Source organism: Lysinibacillus sp. FSL L8-0126, assembly GCF_038630385.1.
GTDB classification, from domain to species: Bacteria; Bacillota; Bacilli; order Bacillales_A; family Planococcaceae; genus Lysinibacillus; species Lysinibacillus fusiformis_D.
On the sequence record NZ_CP152028.1, the window covers coordinates 986,969 to 1,009,198 of the forward strand.

22 protein-coding genes and 1 riboswitch are annotated in these 22,230 nt (G+C 39.4%); of the genes, 6 read left to right on the forward strand and 16 right to left on the reverse strand.

Annotated elements, in window-relative coordinates; genetic code table 11:
- Nucleotides 1-40: 40 nt before the first annotated feature.
- Complete coding sequence (locus MHI34_RS04685; protein ID WP_036117453.1) at nt 41-544, reverse strand: PPC domain-containing DNA-binding protein; 504 nt, start codon at nt 542-544, stop codon at nt 41-43.
- A gap of 122 nt (nt 545-666) precedes the next feature.
- Nucleotides 667-771: riboswitch (SAM riboswitch) on the forward strand.
- 88 nt (nt 772-859) lie between these two features.
- Between MHI34_RS04685 and MHI34_RS04690 the strand changes: the two genes are divergently transcribed.
- The 6 genes from MHI34_RS04690 to MHI34_RS04715 all read left to right on the forward strand — a co-directional run bounded on the left by MHI34_RS04690 (nt 860) and on the right by MHI34_RS04715 (nt 6,646).
- On the forward strand, nt 860-1,690 hold the full coding sequence (locus MHI34_RS04690; protein ID WP_342504160.1) for a MetQ/NlpA family ABC transporter substrate-binding protein: 831 nt from the start codon (nt 860-862) through the stop codon (nt 1,688-1,690).
- 105 nt (nt 1,691-1,795) lie between these two features.
- Nucleotides 1,796-2,821, forward strand: coding sequence for an ATP-binding cassette domain-containing protein (locus MHI34_RS04695; RefSeq protein ID WP_036117457.1), 1,026 nt, complete (start codon nt 1,796-1,798; stop codon nt 2,819-2,821).
- Entirely contained in the window at nt 2,814-3,485 is a 672-nt protein-coding gene (locus tag MHI34_RS04700; protein ID WP_036117459.1) for a methionine ABC transporter permease, read from the forward strand. Before MHI34_RS04695 ends, MHI34_RS04700 begins: the two co-directional genes overlap by 8 nt.
- A gap of 13 nt (nt 3,486-3,498) precedes the next feature.
- A complete protein-coding gene (locus MHI34_RS04705) occupies nt 3,499-4,278 on the forward strand; it encodes an enoyl-CoA hydratase-related protein (RefSeq protein ID WP_058843617.1) in 780 nt (259 codons plus the stop codon).
- A 14-nt stretch (nt 4,279-4,292) separates the two neighbouring features.
- Nucleotides 4,293-5,453 (forward strand): alpha-hydroxy acid oxidase, encoded by a 1,161-nt coding sequence (locus tag MHI34_RS04710; RefSeq protein WP_342504161.1) that lies wholly within the window; start codon nt 4,293-4,295, stop codon nt 5,451-5,453.
- Nucleotides 5,450-6,646 carry a CoA transferase gene (locus tag MHI34_RS04715; RefSeq protein ID WP_058843615.1) on the forward strand — a complete coding sequence of 399 codons (1,197 nt, stop codon included), beginning with the start codon at nt 5,450-5,452 and terminating at the stop codon, nt 6,644-6,646. Before MHI34_RS04710 ends, MHI34_RS04715 begins: the two co-directional genes overlap by 4 nt.
- 130 nt (nt 6,647-6,776) lie before the next feature.
- Here the strand turns inward: MHI34_RS04715 and MHI34_RS04720 are convergent, their stop codons facing one another.
- From MHI34_RS04720 to MHI34_RS04790, 15 genes are all read right to left on the reverse strand, one after another.
- On the reverse strand, nt 6,777-7,976 hold the full coding sequence (locus tag MHI34_RS04720) for a glycine C-acetyltransferase (RefSeq protein ID WP_170829839.1): 1,200 nt from the start codon (nt 7,974-7,976) through the stop codon (nt 6,777-6,779).
- A 58-nt stretch (nt 7,977-8,034) separates the two neighbouring features.
- Nucleotides 8,035-9,111 (reverse strand): nucleotide kinase, encoded by a 1,077-nt coding sequence (locus tag MHI34_RS04725; protein WP_036117469.1) that lies wholly within the window; start codon nt 9,109-9,111, stop codon nt 8,035-8,037.
- Nucleotides 9,112-9,212: 101 nt separating this feature from the next.
- Nucleotides 9,213-9,848: a YitT family protein gene (locus tag MHI34_RS04730; protein WP_036117471.1), complete on the reverse strand. Its 636-nt coding sequence runs from the start codon at nt 9,846-9,848 to the stop codon at nt 9,213-9,215.
- A 118-nt stretch (nt 9,849-9,966) separates the two neighbouring features.
- On the reverse strand, nt 9,967-10,461 hold the full coding sequence (gene ybaK / locus MHI34_RS04735; RefSeq protein ID WP_141903935.1) for a Cys-tRNA(Pro) deacylase: 495 nt from the start codon (nt 10,459-10,461) through the stop codon (nt 9,967-9,969).
- Nucleotides 10,462-10,485: 24 nt separating this feature from the next.
- On the reverse strand, nt 10,486-11,211 hold the full coding sequence (locus MHI34_RS04740) for a hypothetical protein (protein ID WP_330493608.1): 726 nt from the start codon (nt 11,209-11,211) through the stop codon (nt 10,486-10,488).
- 297 nt (nt 11,212-11,508) lie between these two features.
- On the reverse strand, nt 11,509-12,075 hold the full coding sequence (locus MHI34_RS04745; protein ID WP_036117477.1) for a VanZ family protein: 567 nt from the start codon (nt 12,073-12,075) through the stop codon (nt 11,509-11,511).
- Between the two features lie 133 nt (nt 12,076-12,208).
- Nucleotides 12,209-13,747, reverse strand: a complete 1,539-nt coding sequence (locus tag MHI34_RS04750) for an acyl-CoA carboxylase subunit beta (protein WP_058843613.1) — start codon at nt 13,745-13,747, stop codon at nt 12,209-12,211.
- A gap of 52 nt (nt 13,748-13,799) precedes the next feature.
- A complete protein-coding gene (locus MHI34_RS04755; protein WP_058843612.1) occupies nt 13,800-14,582 on the reverse strand; it encodes an enoyl-CoA hydratase in 783 nt (260 codons plus the stop codon).
- Nucleotides 14,579-15,496 (reverse strand): hydroxymethylglutaryl-CoA lyase, encoded by a 918-nt coding sequence (locus tag MHI34_RS04760; RefSeq protein WP_036117483.1) that lies wholly within the window; start codon nt 15,494-15,496, stop codon nt 14,579-14,581. The genes MHI34_RS04755 and MHI34_RS04760 overlap by 4 nt, the downstream gene beginning before the upstream one ends.
- A gap of 15 nt (nt 15,497-15,511) precedes the next feature.
- Nucleotides 15,512-15,724 carry an acetyl-CoA carboxylase biotin carboxyl carrier protein subunit gene (locus tag MHI34_RS04765; protein ID WP_004225532.1) on the reverse strand — a complete coding sequence of 71 codons (213 nt, stop codon included), beginning with the start codon at nt 15,722-15,724 and terminating at the stop codon, nt 15,512-15,514.
- Between the two features lie 65 nt (nt 15,725-15,789).
- Nucleotides 15,790-17,148, reverse strand: a complete 1,359-nt coding sequence (locus tag MHI34_RS04770; RefSeq protein WP_342504162.1) for an acetyl-CoA carboxylase biotin carboxylase subunit — start codon at nt 17,146-17,148, stop codon at nt 15,790-15,792.
- A 15-nt stretch (nt 17,149-17,163) separates the two neighbouring features.
- Nucleotides 17,164-18,798 (reverse strand): AMP-binding protein, encoded by a 1,635-nt coding sequence (locus MHI34_RS04775; RefSeq protein WP_036117488.1) that lies wholly within the window; start codon nt 18,796-18,798, stop codon nt 17,164-17,166.
- Between the two features lie 183 nt (nt 18,799-18,981).
- Nucleotides 18,982-20,124 (reverse strand): acyl-CoA dehydrogenase, encoded by a 1,143-nt coding sequence (locus MHI34_RS04780; protein WP_036117490.1) that lies wholly within the window; start codon nt 20,122-20,124, stop codon nt 18,982-18,984.
- Nucleotides 20,125-20,244: 120 nt separating this feature from the next.
- Complete coding sequence (locus tag MHI34_RS04785; protein WP_036117492.1) at nt 20,245-20,862, reverse strand: TetR/AcrR family transcriptional regulator; 618 nt, start codon at nt 20,860-20,862, stop codon at nt 20,245-20,247.
- Nucleotides 20,863-21,169: 307 nt separating this feature from the next.
- Nucleotides 21,170-22,222 (reverse strand): hypothetical protein, encoded by a 1,053-nt coding sequence (locus MHI34_RS04790; RefSeq protein WP_101966474.1) that lies wholly within the window; start codon nt 22,220-22,222, stop codon nt 21,170-21,172.
- Between the last annotated feature and the right edge of the window lie 8 nt (nt 22,223-22,230).

Below are 22,230 nucleotides of genomic sequence, written 5' to 3' on the forward strand. Positions count from 1 at the left end.
AACATGCAACTCAGTGAAAAGAAAAGTTAGTACATTTTCGCTATTTTTCAATTTTCCTTGGCTGCTGTAAACCGTGTTCTAATGGATAAAATTGAACATGGCCTGTTTCTTCATCAAATTTTCGAAAGTGCTGGATGCCTTGAACCTCAGCTAGCACTATGTCAGCCGTAATGACAGGGTTCCCCCTCTTCATTAAATGCCCCCCTGACACAACGCCACATTGATCACTCATAGAACCATGGAAATGTGTTTCATATCCCCCATCGCGCTTACATACTACGCCAGAGCCTTGGATCAATTCAAGTGGCCCTTCTTTTTTTATGACATCGCTAAAACTTACGTTAATCTGAGATGTTTCATCAGGTACTAAATAAACAAAGCTACTCTTTTGAAGGCTACCTATACAGCTAACAATTGTTGCTGACTCAATATGGTTCTCCTCACAAAGTGCCTCCATTCCTTCAATAATGTCTGTACCCATTAGCAATCGAGCACTTACAACCTTGCCAAATGAACCTATACCATAATTAACTCTTACAGACATTGCTATCCCTCTTTCATGACGAAATATTATAATAATATAAAAAATTTAAAAAATATTTATTGACTTACTATAACCTATAAATTATATTAGTTCTATCGGAATTACAAAAAAATATGATAAATCTCTTATCAAGAGTAGCTGAGGGACTGGCCCTATGAAGCTCGGCAACCTCCTTTTAGAAGGAAGGTGCTAAATCCTGCAAACGATTATCGTTTGATAGATAAGAGAGGACATTTTTTCATGAGCCTCTCTTAGTTTGTAAGAGAGTTTTTTTATTTTCAAAAACCGATAAAAACAATCTTGGAGGTAGTTTTCATGAAAAAGAAAAATAAATTTTTAGTAGGTTTAGCAAGTCTTACATTAGCAGCAGCTCTAGCAGGTTGTGGCTCTAAAGAAGAGAGTAAAGGTCAAGCTGAAGCAATTAATGAAAATAAAATCGTCGTAGGTGTCACGTCTGGTCCACACGAACAAATCGCAGAAGTTGCAGCGAAAGTAGCCAAAGAAAATGGGCTAGAAGTAGAGCTTAAATCATTTTCTGATTATGTTTTACCTAATACATCCTTATCTGAAGGAGATCTTGATGCGAATAGCTATCAACACGAGCCTTTCCTCGATACGTTTAATAAAGATCATGATACAAATTTAGTGCCAGTAGGCAAAACAATTTTAAATCCAATGGGTATTTACTCTGAAAAATATAAATCCTTTGAGGACATTCCAGATGGTGCAACATTTGGTTTACCAAATGATCCAACAAATGGTGCTCGTGCCCTCTTTGTTTTACAAGAAGCAGGCTATATAAAATTAAAAGATGGGGCAGACTTAACAGCCTCTATCCGTGATGTAGAAGAAAACAAAAAGAATTTAAAATTCATCGAATTAGAGGCAGCTCAAATTCCTAAGCAGCTTAGTGAAGTAGATGTAGCAGCTATTAATACAAACTTCGCATTGGAAGCTGGCATTAATCCTAAAGATGACGCTATTCTTTTAGAATCTACTGACTCTCCATATGTGAACTATATTGTGGTACGTGCAGAAAATGAAAATGACCCAACAATTAAAAAGTTCGTTGAGGCTTACCAATCTGATGAAGTACGCCAATTCATTGAAGAAGAATTCAAAGGTTCAGTAATCCCTAGCTGGTAATACATTCAGGAAGCTTCTAGTAGCTGAAGAATCTGCCGAAATTCCTCTATGGAAAACGAGCAGATTCTTGCTTTTTAGGAGCTTGAGAAAGGAGCAATCAATCGGATGATTCAATTACAAAATATCTCAAAAGAATATAAGACGAAAAAAGACATCATTAAGGCTGTAGATGGAATCAATCTCCATGTAAAAAAAGGACAAATTCATGGTGTGATTGGCTATAGTGGTGCAGGTAAAAGTACACTCATTCGTTGCGTCAATCTACTAGAGCGACCTACAGCTGGAAAAGTGTTAATCGACAATGTGGACATTACTGCCCTTTCTCTTCATGAATTACGGCAAACACGCCAAAAAATCGGGATGATTTTCCAACATTTTAATCTATTAAAAACGGCAACCGTTTACCATAATATTGCTGTTCCTTTAAAGCTACTTGGCTATAACGAGAAAGAGGTAAAAAACCGTGTGGCTAAATATGCTGAAATTGTTGGATTAACAGACAAACTAGACAGCTACCCTAACCAACTTTCAGGTGGGCAAAAGCAACGTGTTGCTATTGCACGTGCCTTGGCACAGGAACCAGAGGTTCTACTTAGTGACGAAGCAACAAGTGCACTCGACCCTGAAACAACCGAAGCCATTCTTGAATTGTTGTTAAAAATTAACCGTGAATTAGGCATTACGATCCTGCTGATTACACATGAGATGAATGTCATTCAGAAAATATGTGATGAGGTTTCTGTTCTTGAATCAGGAAAAGTGGTGGAATTTGGTACGGCTATTGAACTTTTTGCTAAACCGAAGCATCCTACAACGAGAAAGTTTTTAAATACGATTTCACAACGTAATTTATCCCCTTCCCTGATCGAGCAGTTAAATGTTTCAGGCAGTGTCATTCGTTTAACCTTCCTAGGTGAAAGTACTGGTAAGCCATTACTAGCAGAAGTTACGAAAGTGTATGATGTACAACCAAATATTTTAACGGCAAATATTATTGAATTAAAAAACGGCATTGTTGGTAACATTGTGGTGCATTTACATGGAGAGCTTCACATTGTCCAAAAGGCACTTACATATTTTACGGAAAATGGCGTCGCGGTGGAAGAATTAGGAGGCGAATTCAATGAGTAGTATTCAAAGCTTTTTTACAGATTGGTCAGATGTAATTGGCAAATCAATTATCGAAACATTTCAAATGGTCGGAATTTCTTTATTGTTTTCCATTCTCATTGGGATTCCATTGGGACTATTAATCGTATTAACACGACCAGGTCAATCCTTTGACAATAAATTTTTATATCAATTTTTTAATTTAGTCATCAATATTATACGTTCTGTTCCATTCATCATTTTATTATTCTTCATCCTACCTTTTACTAAGCTGATCGTCGGCACAACAATTGGGGTTAAAGGTGTTATCGTTCCGCTAGTTGTCTATACAGCTCCTTATATTGCTCGACTGATGGAATCTGCGCTATTAGAGGTGGATTCGGGAGTGGTAGAAGCCTACACAGCCATGGGTATTAAACGTCGCCATATTATTTGGCATGTGCTATTACGTGAAGCTCGTCCATCTATTATTTTAGGCTTAACAATTGCCACAATTGGTTTAATCGGTGCTACGGCTATGGCAGGAATGGTTGGTGCTGGAGGTTTGGGTGACCTCGCCTATCGTTATGGTCATTTACGCTATGAGGTCGATGTTATGTATGCAACTGTCTTTATCTTAATCATTCTTGTGCAAAGCATTCAATCCATCGGCAACCGCTTCGCTGCGAAATTGAAAAAGGATTAAGAGGAGAATGACAATGACAACTGAAATTTATGTAGAGAAAAATGGTTATATTGCAACGTTAGTGTTAAACCGACCTGATAAACGGAATTCCTTATCAAAGGCGATGTTTCAGAACATAGTAGAGCAACTTGAGCAGCTACGTGTAGATTCTTCTATTAAGTTATTAATTGTCCGTGGCGTTAATGAAGTAGCCTTTTCATCTGGTGCCGATATTAGCGAGTTTTTAGATATTCGTTATGCCGCGGACAATGCCAAAGCCTATAATGATTTGGCTCTAAAGGCGATTGATACCCTCTATAAATTTCCTCACCCGACAATTGCTATGATTCAGGGTTTAGCCATTGGTGGTGGCTTAGAACTAGCCAACGCATGTGATTTTAGAATGGCAACACCAAAGAGTAAGCTTGGCATCACAGCGGCGAATATTGGTATTGTCTATAATCTTGAAAGTACAAAGCGTCTCATCAATCTTGTTGGTGTTGCCAAGGCGAAAGAGATTTTATACACAGCCAACATTTTTACAGCACAAGATGGAAAAAACATCGGTTTAATCACAGCCTTACATGAGCCAGAGGATATTGAAAGTGCCACGCTGCATTTTGCTGAACATCTATTAAGTAAATCATCCATTGCAAACGCAGGCATCAAAAAAATGATCCAAGCAATTGTAGATGGTGAAAACGAAGAAAGCGATGAGCTGGCACAGATCGTTCTTAATTCATTTAGTTCAGATGATTATAACGAAGGTATTCAAGCCTTCTTAAACAAAAGAAAGCCTATTTTCAATAAATAAGTGAGGTAGTAACGATGACAAACATAACTGATGGTGATCTACTCTTAAAAAATATTACTGCACAAGCCCCCTTCCCCATTTGCTTTGCAGATTTAGAAAAGGCCGTAGCGGAAAAAATCGAAGCTGGACCTTTTGGCTATATCCGTTCAGGTGCTGGTGGTGAACAAACACTGCGCAATAATCGTGCAGCTTTCGAAAAGTATTCTATAGTTCCTCGCTTTTTAAAGGATGTTTCAAATGTTCAAACATCGATTAATTTGTTTGGTAAAACATACCCAACTCCATTGCTCTTTGCTCCCGTCGGCATGAACGGAATGGTTCATGATGAAGGTGAGCTTGCTGTAGTACGTGCTGCCAAGCATTTAAACATGCCCTATATTCAAAGCACCGTTTCCACTTATGCACTTGAAGAAGTTGCTCAAGCTGCTCCTTCTGCAACAAAATGGTTTCAATTATATTGGTCTACTAATGAAGAAATCGCTTTTAGTATGGTGGCACGAGCGGAGGCAGCCGGATTTGAAGCGATTGTTTTAACTGTCGATACAGTAATGCTTGGTTGGCGTGAAGAAGATGTCCGCAATCAATTTTCACCATTGAAGCTAGGCTATGCACGAGGCAATTATATGAATGATCCCGTTTTTACAGCCACTTTACCTGATGATTCATTCGAGTCCTACGTACAAGGTGTCTTGCAAAATGTCTTCCACCCAACACTTAATTGGAAGCATGTTCGAGAATTAAAAAAGCGTACAAACCTTCCTATACTATTGAAGGGAATCTTACATCCTGAAGATGCGAAGCTAGCTATCGACAATGGTATTGATGGCATTATTGTATCAAACCACGGTGGCCGTCAATTAGATGGTGTTATTGGTTCACTTGATGCACTTCCTGCTATTGCGAAAGTTGTGAATGGACAAATTCCTATTATTTTAGATAGTGGTGTCTATCGTGGCATGGATGCTTTAAAAGCACTTGCTTTAGGAGCGGATGCCGTTGCAATCGGACGCCCTTTCGTCTATGGGCTAGCCCTTGAAGGACAACAGGGCGTCGAAAAGGTGATGACCAATCTTTATGATGAATTAAAGGTTTCCATCGCTTTAGCAGGTGCGACCTCTATCAAAGGATTACGCAACATCACATTAGTCAAACATGATGGGACTGAGGTTAAATGAAACAAGCATTACAAGGATTAAGAGTTGTTGATTTATCGCAAGTATTAGCTGGTCCTTATTGCACGATGGTCTTAGCAGATATGGGTGCAGAGGTTATCAAAATTGAGAAGTATCCAAATGGAGACGATACCCGTACAATGGGTCCTTTTATAAATGAAGAAAGCCATATGTATATGATGGTCAATCGCAATAAGAAAGGGGTTTGTATTAATTTAAAAACGCCAGAGGGATTAGCTTTATTTAAAGAGCTTATCCAATCTGTTGATGTCCTTGTGGAAAACTATCGACCAGGTGTCACAAAAAAGCTTGGTATTGATTATGACACATTAAAAGCTATCAATCCTGGTCTTATTTATTGCTCTATTTCAGGCTATGGACAAACGGGTCCGTATAGTCAAAAGGGTGGCTATGATATTATGGCACAGGGTCTGAATGGCTTAATGCATATGACGGGTGAAGCGGATGGTCGACCTGTAAAAGTCGGCTTTGCCGTGAATGATATTGCTGCTGCTCAAACAGCATTACAATCTATTTTAATGGCCTATATTTATAAGCTGCGTAGTGGCGAGGGGCAATATATTGATGTTTCCTTAGTGGAATCAGGTCTAGCATGGACTGTATGGGAGGCCGCTGCTTACTTTGGACATGGCGAACTACCGGAGCGGACCGGAACAGCACATCGGGTATCCGCCCCCTATCAAGGTTTCAAAACGCAGGACGACTATATTTTAATAGGTGCTGGCAATCAAAAGCTATGGGAGATTTTTGCAACAAAAGTTATCAACCGACCTGATTGGTTAGACAATCCCCTCTTTGCTACCAACTATTCACGTGCCCAACATGTGAAAGTACTGGAGGCAGAAATTGAGAGCGAATTAATCAAGCATCAAGCTATTTACTGGCTAGCGCTATTGGATGAACACGGCGTACCCTCTAGCCCAATCTATTCCTACGATCAAACATTAAATGATCCACATATTCTAGAGCGTGGCATGGTCTTGTCCTATGAGCACCCAACTGCAGGACCGATGCGTACATTAGGCTTCCCAGCCAAGTTCTCACAAACACCAGGTCACCTAACAAGTGCAGCACCTACTTTAGGACAACATAATGAGGAGATTTTACAGGCTTTGAATATCTCCGCTGAAGACATTCAGCAATTAAGAACAGCCAAAATTATAGGTTCGAAATAAAGCTATCGACTACTTTCAGGTGGCTATCGATCAGTTATGAGCTGCTATCGACTATTTTTTCACTTTTATCCACCACTTTCAACTTTCTATCACACAAAAAGGCTTCCCCATCCATGAGGAAGCCTTTTTCTTATTGAATAACGCCTAATTCACGACCAACTTTTTCGTAAATCGCAATCGCATCATCCAGCATTTCTTTTGTATGTGCCGCTGTTGGCATATTACGAACACGTCCTGTACCTTTTGGCACAGTTGGGAAAACAATTGATTTTGCATAAACGCCTTCTTCAAAAAGACGTTTTGAAAATTCCTGTGTCAGCTTTTCATCCCCAATGATACAAGGCGTAATCGGTGTTTCAGATGCACCGATATTAAAGCCAAGCTTCTCCAGTCCAGCTTTTAAATAGTTGCCATTATCCCAAAGCTTATCGTGCAGCTCTGTTGAATCAATCAGCATTTGTACAGCTGCTGTAATGGCTGCTACATCACCAGGTGGTAGAGCTGTTGAGAATAGGAATGGACGAGAGCGAACTTTCAGCCAATCAATTAAATTTTTCTTACCTGCTACATAGCCACCCACAACACCAATAGCTTTTGATAGTGTACCAATTTGGAAGTCAATTTCTTTTTCTAATCCAAAATGCTTCACAGTTCCTTTGCCTTTACCTGTTACACCTGAACCATGTGCATCATCGACATACGTAATTAAATCAAACTCTTTAGCAATTTCCACAATCTCAGGTAATTTAGCAATATCACCATCCATTGAGAATACACCATCTGTTATGACCATGATTTTATTGTATAATCCTGATTCTTTAGCTGCTTTTGCCTTAGCACGTAGATCATCCATATCGGAGTGATTAAACGCAATGATTTTCGCCTTTGATAAACGACAACCATCAATAATAGAGGCATGGTTTAATTGATCAGATAGAATCGCATCATTTTTATCCATTACAGCTGAAATGGCTGCCATATTACAATTAAAGCCAGATTGATAAGAAATAGCCGCTTCTGTTCCTTTAAATTCAGCAAGCTTTTCTTCTAATTTAACGTGCAAATCAAGTGTCCCGTTGATTGTACGAACAGCACCTGCACCAACACCGTATTTATCAATTGTCTCTTTGGCAATACGCTTTAATTCTTCATTTGTTGCTAAGCCAAGATAGTTGTTAGAGGATAAGTTAACAAGATTTTTGCCACGGACTTGAATAATCGGGCCATTAGCTCCCTCTACTGGATCAATTTCATTGTATAAGCCTTGTTCATGTAAGGCTTGTAGGTTTTCATCTAAAAATGCATTCAATACTTTTGACAAGCGTATCATCCTTTCCTAGGAAAACTGTTCTAGCTCCTAGTTTAGCACATGCAAGCCATTAGCTACATTACTTTGTTAATCTTTCGAATAATGGCGCTGTTTTTTCACGCCATAAGGATGCGGATAGACAATTATCCACTAGACGGCGGATTGTATATTCGGCTTCAGCATAACGCTTTGAATGACCCATTGCATCCTGGATAGCTTCTTTGTAGTGTGCTCGAACTGCCTCAATTGCTGTTTCTGCCTCCTCTGAAAGTGCACAATGTTGCCCAATATCAAAAATTTTGTCCCCTAATCTACCATCCTGTGGATCAAAGACATGGGGCTCTGTGCTATCAAAGATACAGAAATTAAGCTCTGGAATAATGACCATATCCACTGAACCTGCATCTAAACCACACCATATAATTTGTGCATCAAGACCTCTAGCATTGGCCTCATCCGCTAAACCCTTCATTAATGAAGACTTACCTGTACCAGGCTTACCTTTAATCATGAAGCGAGTCGTTATACTTTTTGTAATACTTTCAACTGTATTTTCCGCACCTCTAGGCGTTAGTGTTCCAAGTAAACGATGTGTCCGTATACCCGTTTTATTTAAAACAATTGACTGGAACACTTCTGTCTTTAAATTTTCCACTTGTTCATTTAATGCCTGCCAGTTCATACAGCTTTGCGTGATAATCTCCCAGTCATCATGAAGCTTGATTGCCTGATCCAGCTTTGCAATACATTTTTCACGCCAAGTTGCACGCTCCTGCATCGCCTCAGCAAGCTGCTCCCCAACCTTTTCAAGCTGTACTTCCTCTAAACAATCATAAAAGGACATGACGCGATGCTTTGTACCGAGTAAAGTTGGCTCGATATTCCATTCAGAGGCCCATACAAAAAGTCTGTTACAGCCCTTTACATAAACGGCCTCAACTACTTCCTCTAATAAAGCATGCTTAAACCATTCGACTGCAAAGCCCTGCTTCACATAAAAATACCCTAGCTCTTTTAACAGCTCTGATCCTTTAAATGTGGGGGCACCTTGCAAAAAGTAAACAAGCTCCGCCTCTTCTATCATCTCTTTATATAAATGTTTCACACCTTGCCCAGTCAATGCGTGTCCAAAATAATACGTTACATTTCCATTCAAATGTCGTTCCTCCTTTAGCTTCTGCCCTGCATTATATGAAAGAACGCTAAAAAAGATGAAAAGCTACTTCTATCTTTTACAGATCTAAGTAGCTTCATCGTTTAATAGAATGGCTTCATTCCTTCTATATGCCCAATACATTTCATTAATATTTTACGACAATACGGTAATGAATATTGCACAATATAGCCTGAGGTTAGAGCGATTAATACCGTCCCTACGCCAACTGGTCCTCCTAAAAGCCAGCCAACAATGGTCACCAGAACTTCGATGCCCATTCTGGCTGTTTTAATCGAGCCACCAAACTTTTCAACAAGTATCATCATTAAAGTATCTCGTGGACCTGCACCCATATTCGGTGCAATATACATCCCACAGCCAAAACTTAAAACAAATAAACCAATGATAAAATATGTAATCTGCAAGCCATAAACATCAGTAGATGGCAGCACCAAATTAAATACATCAATGAAGGAGCCGATGAGCAGCATGTTCAGCCAAGTGCCTATCTTTGGCCATTCACGTAACACAATCGATGTTGAAGCAACTATAAAGAGCCCTGTTATAATAGACCATGTCCCAATACTTAACCCAAAATTTTGAAATAACCCAACATGCAAGACATCCCAAGGGCTTGTGCCAACAATTTTCCCCTTTATCGACATCGTGATGCCAAGTGACATCACAATTAGGCCACTAATAAAAAATGTCCAACGCCACCCCATTATCTTACGCATTTCCTATCCCTCTCTCTATGCATGATATTGCTCTAACTGTATCACATTTTCTATAAAAAATTGAGAGACTGCGCTTGTACTTGATTGTCCATTATACATAAAGAAACTACCCATTCTCTCACACATGGGTAGTTGTAATAGGGGCAAGCTGTGCCTTTGTCATATTTTTCAAGTCGTCTAGCTGAACATGGATTTGCATACCTATTTTCCCCGCACTCACAATAATACTATCTTGCCCTAGGGCAGATTCATCTATTACTGTTGGATATAACTTCTTCATCCCCACTGGTGAACATCCGCCACGTACATAACCGGTATAACCAAGTAAATCCTTTACCGCTAGCATTTCGATTTTCTTTTCCCCTACTACCTTTGCGGCAGCTTTTAAATCCAGCTCCTCTGCCACTGGAATGATAAATACAAATAGCTTTTGTGCGCTTGCCTTTGCTACCAATGTTTTAAACACACGCGTGACAGGGTGACCAATTTTTTCTGCAACAGAGACACCATCAACTTGACCGTCTCCCGTTTCATATTCAATCACATCAAAATGGATTTTTTGTTGTTCTAATAATCGAATTGCATTTGTTTTCGCATGCTTTGCCTTTGCCATGTCAATAATCTCCTATCTACAGCATCAGGCTATCAAAGAGAACATAGAGTCCGTGTCTGGACGATAGCCATTTTTCGTCATTTGAACATGAGCCGCATATTTTTCCGATACCTGATGGAATGTTCTTAATTTAAATGCAGTCTCATAGTTCTTACCGAAAATTGTATCTGCAAATGGATCCAATTTCAATTCCTTCGAGAAACGTTCAGGAACCTTCACTTCCATGATGTCACGTACAAAGGATGGTTCTTCTTCACCTATTTTGCCCTCTTCAGTATACGAATCGTTTAATATATGTTGTATTTGCGCATTCACGCTTTGTGCCACCTGTAAATCTTGAGGAGAAGGCTCTGTCGATGCTAATGCGGCATGTCGCACCTGCTCTAAAATTTGCAATGTGTCATTTTGCTCTGGATTGACGACAGTAGAAGATTCTGCGCTATCACTAGTACCTTCTTTATAGGATCGCTCATGAGCACGTACATTCTTTTCTGTTTGTCGCAAGTCTTCCATTATGGCTTGCTGTTGAGGAGTAACTTCTTTTGACTTTTCTTGTTGCTGCTCAAATAAGTCTTGATCGGTACGCCCTAACAGTAGATTTTCAAGTTCAAGCAATGCTGGGTTTTTCTTTGGCTGGAAATACATCGCATTTTTGCGATAAGCTTCTCCGGCTTCTTTTCGTTGCAAGATTTTTTTACGATTATATTGCGATGAAATTCTCTCTTGCTCCCTTAAATTTGATATTTTCATAGTTTTCACCTCGCCCTTCTATCTTCATATGCTAATAAGATACTAGATATGAAAATATCTTCTTTCACTATATCTATACCGTCTGAACAGTTTCTGTACACTCATTATCGGAATTTTCACTATTAAATTCAAGCAAAAATTAATACTAACCACCTAAAGAGATACTAATTATTTTTAGTGCTAGGTATAAAGACTCTATTTTTAAGCGTATAATCCATACATTCATTTTACAGTAAGCATTCTTTAAACAAAATTTTTATTAACGCAAAAAACAGCCCTTAAAACAGGACTGCTTTCTCATTTTTTAGGTCTAATTAAGATCCCTTTATAAGCTATATAGCCAAGCCATGCGCCAATCGTATTCAAAATTAAATCATCAATATCCGCAGAACCCACTGTAAAAATGAATTGAATGGTTTCTACAGCAAGACTAGCAAAAAAGCCCAAACAAATAATGACCCATGCTTTGCGAAATTTTTTCGACAATAATGGCAATAAAAAACCCATTGGCGTAAAAATTAATAAGTTGCCAAGAAGGTTAACGATTATGATATCCCAATTAAAATATTGAGAGTAGTTTATATAGCGGAGAATCGTTTCAAAGGGAACAAAATTAGTAGTTAGTCGCCAACTACTATAATCAAACAAACCTAAGTCGCCGATAGAATAATCGCCTTGCAATAAAACAACTACTACATTTACTAAGCGATCAATGACCAATTTATAAAAAGCTATAAATGAATAGATGCTAAATAAGATCCACCCCATGACCTTGAGGGGCAAATAATATGTATCAATGACATCTCGATACGGTAATGGGAGCTTGGCATTACCGTGAACATCCGTTATGTTGTTTTTAGACAAGCTTAACACCCACTTCCCTTTATTCCTTCCCATATTTTAATATGCTGCTCTATGGCATGCAAGTAGCTGAAAAAATTAATCATTCAAAAAAAGCTGCCTCTTAACAGCAGAGACAGCCTTTCAATAAGTATGTTTATACTGGGTTTACCCCATGCTTACGTTGTGAGAATAATAAGTATTTGGACATATAAAGCTCTAAGCGATTTTCTAACACCTTGCGTAACTCATTCGGCTCAATGACATCATCGATGATTAGCTCTGATGCTAATCGATACACGTCAATTTCCTCTTGGTATTCTTTACGTTTCTCAGCAATGAAGCTTGCTTGCTCTTCTTTTGGAAGCTCTGCAATTTTATTGGCATAAACAGCATTCACAGCAGCCTCTGGTCCCATTACGGCAATTTGTGCATTTGACAAAGCAATACAGCAATCTGGTTCAAAGGCAGGTCCTGCCATGGCATATAGACCTGCACCATACGCTTTACGCACAATGACCGTTAGCTTAGGAACAGTTGCCTCACTCATGGCAAAAATCATTTTCGCACCATGACGGATGATTCCTGCTTTTTCTACCTGAGTACCAATCATAAAGCCAGGAACGTCTGCTAAGAATAACAGCGGAATATTGAATGCATCACAAAGTGAAATGAACTTCGCTGCTTTATCAGCAGAATCGTGGAATAGCACGCCTCCCTTGACACGAGGTTGGTTAGCGATGATCCCAACGGATTGCCCATTAATACGTGCAAGACCTGTAATTAATTCTGGTGCAAATAATTTTTTGATTTCACAAAATGAATCTTCATCGATAATACGTTCAATTAATTTATACATATCAAAAGGAACATTTTGGTTTTGTGGAATTAATTCTTCAATAGATTTATCAAATGAAGCAGGTGGTTTAGGTGCCTCTATCTTACTGCGCTCAGCATAGTTATTCGGGAAGTAACCTAAATATTTACGAGCATACGTAATAGCCTCCTGTTCTGTTTTGACAAGTACATCTCCACAGCCTGATACAGAACAGTGCATTTTTGCGCCACCCATTGTTTCTAAATCTACTTTCTCCCCAATAACCATTTCCGCCATCCGAGGTGATCCTAAATACATAGAAGCATTTCCTTCTACCATGACAACGATATCGCAAAATGCAGGTATATAAGCACCACCTGCTGCGGAAGGACCAAATAATAAGCAAATTTGCGGAACTTTCCCTGACAGCTTGACTTGGTTGTAGAAAATACGTCCTGCTCCTCTGCGTCCTGGGAACATTTCTAACTGATCTGTAATACGCGCACCTGCTGAATCGACTAAATATAGTAATGGGCAATTCAGCTTTTCAGCTGTTTCCTGAATACGAATCATTTTTTCAACTGTGCGTTTTCCCCAAGAGCCCGCTTTAATAGTAGAATCATTAGCTAGCACACATACCGTGCGACCATGAATTTTACCTATACCTGTGACAACACCATCAGCTGGTAAATCCCCTGCTAAACAGTTTGCATAGAGGCCATCCTCTGATTGAAGACCATCATCTAGTAATAGTTCAAGACGTTCACGTACAAATAGCTTGCCCTGTTGTGCATTTTTATCATGATATTTTGGTAAACCACCTGTTAAAATTTTGTCCTTCATTGTAGGTGGCGTATTTTCTGTCGAGATATTGCTCATGTTTATTTCCTCCCTTTGCCCAATCAATTACACCAAAATCATTTTTAGCGCTTTATTTCCCTGAATATTGTGGCGCTCGCTTCTCTTGGAATGCTAACAAGCCCTCTAATCGGTCTTCTGTTGGGATCAGTGCACTATATGCTAGTGATTCAATTTTTAACCCGGTAGCTAAATCTACCTCAACACCCTGATTGATTGCGACTTTAGCTTGCACTAGAGAGAGTGGTGCATTTTTTGCCATTTCTAGCGCAAGTTGTTGTGCCTTTTCCATTACCTCATGTTCCTCATAAACATACTCAACAATGCCATAATCTTTGGCTTCCGCCGCACTCAACCTACGTGCTGTATAAATTAATTCCTTTGCTTTGCCAAGGCCAATTAGTCGTGGAAGTCGTTGTGTTCCTCCAGCACCTGGGATAATACCGAGTGATGTTTCTGTTAAACCAAGCTTTGCATGTGTAGCGGCAATACGTAGATCACAAGCTAATGCCAGCTCCAATCCACCGCCAAATGCTACCCCATTTAGTACAGCAATGACAGGCTGAGCAAGTGTCTCAACTTTTGCCACAGTCGCACCAATCAACTGTACGATTTGCTTCACTTGTCGATCAGCCATTCCTTTACGTTCTTTTAAATCTGCTCCTGCACAAAATGCCTTTTCTCCTGCACCTGTCAGTAGGACAACACGCACTGCTGGATCTCCATTGATTTGATCGAGCATGTCGGACAGCTCACGAAGTAACTGAACAGACATAGCATTTGCAGCTTCTGGTCTTGTTAGGGTAATCAGTCCAATGCTGCCCTCTAGTAATTCCAAACGAACAAGTTGTGTCATCGTTGGTTTGCACTCCTTTCATTACGGACAATAGCCATTTGCTTCGATGCAACCGCTTTGCCTAATTTCTCTTCAATAAAGAGTGCTGCCTCTAGCACTTTCTGTCGATCTATTCCTGTTTCAATGCCCATCTCATCGAATAAATATAATAAATCCTCTGTAGCTACATTCCCTGAAGCTCCTTTAGCATATGGACAGCCCCCTAATCCGCCAAGCGCACTATCAAACTTGGTCATACCCATCTCTAAGGATTTCATAATATTGGCTAGTGCTGTCCCACGTGTGTCATGAAAATGCATGGCAAAATTTTCAGCATCGTATCTTTTTAATAACGCCTCTAAAAGATACTCAACCTGCGTTGGCACGCCAACACCAATTGTGTCACCAAGCGATATTTCAGCCACACCCATTTCCAATAATTTATCTGTTACACGTAGTACTTTGTCAGGATGTATATACCCCTCATATGGACAGCCAATAACCGTTGAGATATACCCTCGAACTTTTTTCTTTGCAGCCTTAGCCCCTATTACTACTTCCTCTAATATAGGAAATGTATCGTCAATGGTTTTATTAATATTGCTTTGATTATGACTTTCACTAGCAGACATAAAAATACTTACTTCGTCTACTTCAGCCTGTAATGCACGTTCTAAGCCACGCATATTAGGTACAAGCGCTGCATAAGTAATATCCTTCTGCCGTTTAATAGCTTGAAGAACCTCAACAGCATCTGCCAATTGAGGTATCCATTTCGGATGAACAAATGAAGTCACTTCAATGTAAGTTAGTCCTGTTTGGCTCAATAAATTCACTAATTGTATTTTATCAACAGTTGTAATATGCGTTTTTTCGTTTTGTAAACCATCACGGGGACCAACTTCTTTGATCATGACATGCTTAGGTAGCTGCATTAAAGAAGCCTCCTCTTATTCAATTTCTAAAATATCATCATCAACGTTAATGAAGTCTCCCTCATTGGCAATGATCTTCGTTACCACGCCATCCTCTTCTGCTGCAATCGGAATTTCCATTTTCATCGATTCTAAAATAGCTACATCTTGGCCTGCCGTCACTTTCTCTCCTTCTGTTACGACGATTTTCCACACTGTACCTGCCATACTTGCTTTTACTGTTGCCATTATCCTTCACTCCTAATTTTAGTCATACATTCGCCCTTCAAAGAAGCACGAATGTATGAAAGTTGTTATTTTGTTTCTGCTAATTGCGGTAAATAATATTGCTCTACAAATTTAGTCGTTGTATTCCCTTTTAAAAATTGTTCATGTGTAACGGTTTTTAACAGCATCGGAATATTCGTTTGAATACCCTCCACTTTATACGCTTTCAGTGCTTGAATTAATCTCTCACAGGCAATTTCCCTTGTTTCTCCCCACACCACCAATTTACTAATCATTGGATCATAGAATGGTGTAACTGCTGAACCTGTCTCTACACCACATTCATGTCGAACCCCTTCGCCTGTTGGTAATTCAAGAACCGTAATGGTACCTGGAGAAGGGAAAAATGTGGAGGGATTCTCTGCGTATATACGTACTTCAATCGCATGCCCATCTTTAGCAATACTTTCTCTAGTAAATGAAAGAGGTAGTTTTGCCGCAATTTTTAATTGCTCTTCTACTAAATCAAGCTTTGTAATTTCCTCTGTGACTGGATGCTCTACCTGTAATCTTGTATTCATTTCTAAGAAGTAAAAGTTTTGATCTTTATCCACCAAATACTCGATCGTTCCAGCATTGACGTATCCAATGTGTCTCACAGCCTTCACTGAAGCCTCTAGCATCTTATCTCTTGTCTCTTGTGAAATGAACGGTGATGGGGCTTCTTCCACCACTTTTTGATTTCTTCGTTGAATAGAGCATTCCCGTTCAAATAACGGAACTATATTGCCTTGGTGATCGGCAATTATTTGCACTTCCACATGGTGAGGATTAGCGATAATACGCTCCATATACATCGTGCCATCACCGAAAAATGATTGCGCACGCTTTTGATTTCCCTCAAATGCTTTAGCCAGCTCCTCAGCATTGTCAACTAGCTGCATCCCAATACCACCACCGCCAGCAGATGCTTTTAACATAATTGGATAACCTAAACGTTCAGCGATTTCAGTAGCTTCTGCAACATCCTTCACAGGAGCCTCTACTCCTTCTACAATAGGCACGCCAGCAGCTTTCATTGTTTTACGTGCCTCTAATTTACTGCCCATTGACGCAATGACTTCCGCACTTGGTCCGATAAAGACTAAACCCGCCTCTGTACAACGTTTCGCAAAATTCACATTCTCCGATAGTAAACCATAGCCTGGATGAACAGCCTCTGCGCCACTCTCTTTTGCAATTTCAAGAATGCGGTCAATGTTTAAATAGCTTTGTGCAACGGGTGGCTTCCCTACACAATAAGCTTCATCCGCATCTTTTACATGTAAGCTATCAACATCTGCCTCTGAGTAAATAGCAACCGTATGAATATTTAGACGCTTGCATGTTCTGATTACCCGTCTAGCAATCTCCCCACGATTTGCAATTAATACCTTGTTGAACATAGTCACTGCCCCTCCTTACTTTACGGTCATAACAAAATCTTCTCGTAATTTATATTTTTGAACTTTTCCAGATGCAGTCATAGGATAGTTATCGATAAAGAAAATATGTCGCGGAATTTTATGTCTAGAAATTTTGTCTCTACAATAATCTCGAATTTCTTCCTCTGTTGCCTGTTCGCCATCTTTTAAAATGATCCAAGCTGCCGCCTCTTCTCCATATACAGGGTCAGGGACACCAGCAACCTGTACGTCTGAAATTTTCGGATGCGTGTAAAGAAACTCCTCAATCTCCCTCGGATATAAATTTTCGCCTCCACGAATAATCATATCTTTCAACCGTCCAGTTACACGGATATAGCCCGCTTCATCCATCGTTGCTAAATCTCCAGTATGCAGCCAGCCAGCCTCATCAATAGCAAGCTCTGTTTCCTCTTGGTTTTTATAGTAGCCCTTCATGACATGGTAGCCTCTTGTACATAGCTCCCCTTGTTCATTTGTTGGGGCCTCCTCAGTCGTACCAGGAACAACAATTTTCACTTCTAAATTTGGTAACGCACGACCAACCGTTTCCACTTTTAATGTTAACGGGTCATCCGTTCTAGTTTGTGTAATAACTGGTGATGATTCCGTTTGGCCATAGCAGATTGTAATATCTTTCATGCCCATTTTCTCTATGACTGCTTTCATGACCTCAATTGGGCAGTTTGAACCCGCCATTACTCCTGTCCGTAAAGTTGACAGATCGAAAGACGCAAAATTCGGTAAATTAAGTTCGCTAATGAACATCGTTGGCACGCCATGTAATGCTGTACATCGTTCTTGCTGAACGGTCCTTAGTACTTCTTCAGGTGAAAATTCTTGTACTGGTACCATCGTGCCGCCACTCGTTGTAATGGCTAATGTCCCTATGACACAACCAAAGCAGTGGAAAAATGGCACTGGGATACATAAACGATCTTCTGCAGTTAACTGCATACATTCTGCAATGTTGACTGCATTATTGACTAAATTAAAATGCGTTAACATCACACCTTTAGGAAAGCCTGTTGTACCAGATGTATATTGAATATTAATGACATCATCATAATGAAGAGATTGCTCTCTTTGATCTAGCTGTTCCTCGGTTACTTGCTCAGCAGCAGTCAAAACATCTGACCAATTGAGTACACCTGGATATTTGGTTTCGCCGATTAAAATAACATTTTTTAATAAAGGTAGTCGCTTTGATTGCAAATTACCTGGTTCACAATGTTCAAGCTCTGGACATAACTCTTGCAGTGTATGAATAAAAGAATGGTCTCGATAATTTTCAACTAAAAAAATCGTTTTGGCATCAGATTGTTTTAATAGATACTCCAACTCGCTTGCACGATAATTGGTATTTACCGTAACGATAGGAGCACCCATCTTCCCCGTACCAAATTGAAGCTGCACCCACTCAGGCACATTTGTTGTCCATACTGCGATATGGTCACCTTTTTCAATTCCTAAAGCCATTAAACCTCTCGCCACGAGTCGTGCTTGACGATTTAGTTGCTCATAAGTCATGCGTAAACCCCTATCAGCATAGACCAACGCTTCGTTTTGCGGATACTTTTTAGATTGTTCATCTAGCAACTGACCAATGGTTTGATACACAAGCTCTGCCATGAAGATCCCCCTTATTCATGCTATTTAACTTCTTTCAGCAGAAGTCTCCCACCTTTATAGATGGTGAGATGAGTGCTGATTTAAGCTACTGTTCAGCGGGTGTCACGGAATCGGAAAGGACTGCTTTGTGCAAGCACAAAGCCAATTCCGGACACAATTATGCCAAGGCATAATTGATTATGATTAACAGCCAATTAGACGAGAAATGACGAGACGTTGAATTTCAGATGTTCCTTCACCGATTTCCATTAACTTAATGTCACGTAAATGGCGTTCTACATCGTATTCCTTCATATACCCAGAGCCACCATGAATTTGGATAGCTTGATTACATGTACGGAAACCCATTTCAGAAGCAAATAGTTTAGCCATCGCCGCTTCTTTGCCAAATGGTTTCTTGTGATCTTTTAGCCATGCCGCTTTATGTACTAATGTACGAGCAAGCTCTATTTCCATCGCCATATCGGCTAATTTAAATTGGATCGCCTGTAGCTTCGAAATAGGTGCACCAAATTGTTCACGCTCCTGCGCAAACTTCAATGCTTTTTCATAGGCAGCCTGTGCAATCCCCACAGATAGCGCGGCAATAGAAATACGCCCACCATCTAGTGTGTTTAAAAACTGGCTAAAGCCTCGTTTTTCATCCCCTAATAGATTTGCTCTAGGGACACGAACATTTTGCAACACAATTTCACATGTATTGGAGCCACGTACACCCATTTTGTCATAATTACAGTTAATCGTTACACCTGGTGTGTTTGTTGGCACAATAATAGAGGAAATAATTTTTTTACCATCTTCACGTTTACCCGTTACTGCAGTTACAATAATTTGTCGAGCGTACCCTGCATTGGTAATCCAGCATTTTTCTCCGTTAATAACATAGTCATCGCCATCAATAACGGCTGTAGTACGTGTGCCACCAGCATCTGAACCTGCATTAGGCTCTGTTAAACCGAATGATCCTAATGTCTCACCTTTTGCTAATGGAACTAGCCATTCCTGCTTTTGTTCCTCTGTGCCGAAGTTGTAAATTGGTGAAGCTCCTAAGCTAACAGCAGCTGCATAGCTTAGTCCTGTCCCCCCACATGCACGACCAATTTCCTCAACAGCTAAAGCATAGGACACCGTATCTCCACCTGAGCCGCCATATTCTTCAGGAAATGGGATACCCAATAAGCCTAGTTCTGCCATCTTCTTAAAGCTCTCTATTCTCATTGTTGATGTCTCATCAACCTCACGAGCATACGGTTTAATCTCTTTTTCAGCAAAATCTCGCACCATGTCACGAATCATCTCTTGCTCTTTTGTTAATTCAAAATTCATCCCTAATCCCCCTAATGTCAAATTTGCCATAATAGATGGAATTCAATGATCGTCACTTACAGATAAATACCGACTAGTCGGTTTGTAAAAACAAATAATAAAACCAGTGTTTCCTACTGGCTACCCCTTTATCATAAATTGTTTAGCTTCATCCATTGCTTGTTCCGTCACAATAGCACGCAATACCATATCAGTAAAAACATCTGTGATTTGCTCCATTGTTAATGGCCCCGATTGCTTAAACCATTTGTATGTCCAGTTAATCATCCCGACAATTGCCATCGTGACAATCGTACAAGGTAATTCTGTACGAAAAACCTTTGCTTCCTGGCCCTCTGCTATTACTTTTTGCAAGATGTCTCGATAGTGATCTCGTTTTTTATGAATAATATCACTATATTCATCTGAGAGTGAACGACTCTCTTCATAAAAAATCGTAATATGTGCTTGATACATATCGAACACTTGTGTCAGCGTTTGCAGCATGGCACATAGACGTTTAATAGGTGTATCGTATTTGTCATATGCATCCTGTGATTGTTGAATAACATATGAAATAAAGACATCATGAATTTCATATAACAGTTCATCTTTTGATTTAAAATTATGATAAAATCCACCCTTTGATGCCCCAATATAATCCACAATGCGATCCACCGTTACATTGTGATAACCATCTTGCTGAAACAATTCAACTGAAGCTTCTACAATTCTTTGTTTTAACGTTTTCTTTACCATAAGCACCTATCATCCTTCATCTAGCTCTATACTCCATCACTCCTTATAATCAGGAAAAACTACTCAAATCCATAGATTATTCTATTTTTTCCTAATTATAAAAATACTATGACAACATAAATATAGCATTCTCAAAATTTGGTGTCTAGCAACAAATAGCTTTTTTCTATAATTTCGAGCATAACGTTTACTTAAAACAGCATTCAACGATTTCACGAACACAAATTAACTGTATGATGTACATTTTGTTTTCATTACAAAATACAAAAAAATTCCCCTCGTTTTAACACAAGGGAAAAATTCCTCTTTATAAAACTTTCGGTAGTTTACGTAGCCATGAAATAATAACAGCAATAATTAACGCAAAACCTAAGTAGCCCATTGTTGAATAGACTTTACCAACCAATGTAGTAAATCCTACTAAACTTGCAGCAAAACCTATTAATCCAATAACTACAATACCCACTTTAAAATATTTATGGTCTGGTGCAATAAAACGAACTGTAAATGAATAGAACATCCCCACCGCAGTATTGTACATCATGCCTAATAAAGCGATGGACATTAAGACTCCTACTATAGGGTGAATTTGTTTTGCTAATTCTAATGTTGGCATTGCTACTCCATCGACAACATTTATTTTAGAAAACATTGCTATATTGATGAGTACGATTAAAATACCTAGCATTATACCGCCAAGTAGTCCACCTCTACCAGCAACTTTGCGATCTGTTACTGTTCCACCCATCACAATTAACATGGCTGCACCCGCAGCGATATTATAGGAGACATAAAGTAGCGCTCCCATTAGCCAATTGGACGCTGCAGACGGTTGTGCTTTTGCTAAAGTATTTTGCTCTGCAATGGATAAGTCCATTGTAAAAATAGAATAAATCAAAATAATAAAAATTATACCCATTAAATAAGGAGTCACCAATGCTATCAAATTAATAATATTATTAACATTTAATAGTAATGTTAGTATGGTTATAACGACCATAAAAATACTGCCGACCATTGGATTGATGCCAAACATTTGATGAAATGTCGAGCCTGATCCAGCAAACATGACAACAGCGACACCAAATAAGAAAAACGTGATGACGATATCTAAAATAATACCAACATATCGTCCACCAATATGATAGATAACCTCTTTATGTGATGTTGTTTGTAGATCGGTCCCTAATTGCGCTAAACTCATCCCTAAAAATGCAAAAGCAATTGTGGCGACAATGGCACCTATAATACTGTACAAACCAAAGCTTGTAAAATACTGCATAATTTCCTGACCCGATGCAAACCCTGCTCCAACAATTAAGCCTACAAATGCTCCACCTATCTGCCAACTTTTTTTCATAGAACACC

Coding starts and splice junctions, on each gene's coding strand:
- MHI34_RS04715 (WP_058843615.1), top strand. CDS start 5,450: ATGAAACAAGCATTACAAGGATTAAGAGTTGTTGATTTATCGCAAGTA.
- MHI34_RS04755 (WP_058843612.1), bottom strand. CDS start 14,582: ATGACACAACTTGTTCGTTTGGAATTACTAGAGGGCAGCATTGGACTG.
- MHI34_RS04760 (WP_036117483.1), bottom strand. CDS start 15,496: ATGCAGCTACCTAAGCATGTCATGATCAAAGAAGTTGGTCCCCGTGAT.
- MHI34_RS04765 (WP_004225532.1), bottom strand. CDS start 15,724: ATGGCAACAGTAAAAGCAAGTATGGCAGGTACAGTGTGGAAAATCGTC.
- MHI34_RS04790 (WP_101966474.1), bottom strand. CDS start 22,222: ATGAAAAAAAGTTGGCAGATAGGTGGAGCATTTGTAGGCTTAATTGTT.
- MHI34_RS04690 (WP_342504160.1), top strand. CDS start 860: ATGAAAAAGAAAAATAAATTTTTAGTAGGTTTAGCAAGTCTTACATTA.
- MHI34_RS04705 (WP_058843617.1), top strand. CDS start 3,499: ATGACAACTGAAATTTATGTAGAGAAAAATGGTTATATTGCAACGTTA.
- MHI34_RS04740 (WP_330493608.1), bottom strand. CDS start 11,211: ATGAAAATATCAAATTTAAGGGAGCAAGAGAGAATTTCATCGCAATAT.
- MHI34_RS04750 (WP_058843613.1), bottom strand. CDS start 13,747: ATGAGCAATATCTCGACAGAAAATACGCCACCTACAATGAAGGACAAA.
- MHI34_RS04785 (WP_036117492.1), bottom strand. CDS start 20,862: ATGGTAAAGAAAACGTTAAAACAAAGAATTGTAGAAGCTTCAGTTGAA.
- MHI34_RS04695 (WP_036117457.1), top strand. CDS start 1,796: ATGATTCAATTACAAAATATCTCAAAAGAATATAAGACGAAAAAAGAC.
- MHI34_RS04685 (WP_036117453.1), bottom strand. CDS start 544: ATGTCTGTAAGAGTTAATTATGGTATAGGTTCATTTGGCAAGGTTGTA.
- MHI34_RS04730 (WP_036117471.1), bottom strand. CDS start 9,848: ATGCGTAAGATAATGGGGTGGCGTTGGACATTTTTTATTAGTGGCCTA.
- MHI34_RS04780 (WP_036117490.1), bottom strand. CDS start 20,124: ATGAATTTTGAATTAACAAAAGAGCAAGAGATGATTCGTGACATGGTG.
- ybaK (WP_141903935.1), bottom strand. CDS start 10,461: ATGGCAAAGGCAAAGCATGCGAAAACAAATGCAATTCGATTATTAGAA.
- MHI34_RS04710 (WP_342504161.1), top strand. CDS start 4,293: ATGACAAACATAACTGATGGTGATCTACTCTTAAAAAATATTACTGCA.
- MHI34_RS04770 (WP_342504162.1), bottom strand. CDS start 17,148: ATGTTCAACAAGGTATTAATTGCAAATCGTGGGGAGATTGCTAGACGG.
- MHI34_RS04775 (WP_036117488.1), bottom strand. CDS start 18,798: ATGGCAGAGCTTGTGTATCAAACCATTGGTCAGTTGCTAGATGAACAA.
- MHI34_RS04720 (WP_170829839.1), bottom strand. CDS start 7,976: ATGATACGCTTGTCAAAAGTATTGAATGCATTTTTAGATGAAAACCTA.
- MHI34_RS04700 (WP_036117459.1), top strand. CDS start 2,814: ATGAGTAGTATTCAAAGCTTTTTTACAGATTGGTCAGATGTAATTGGC.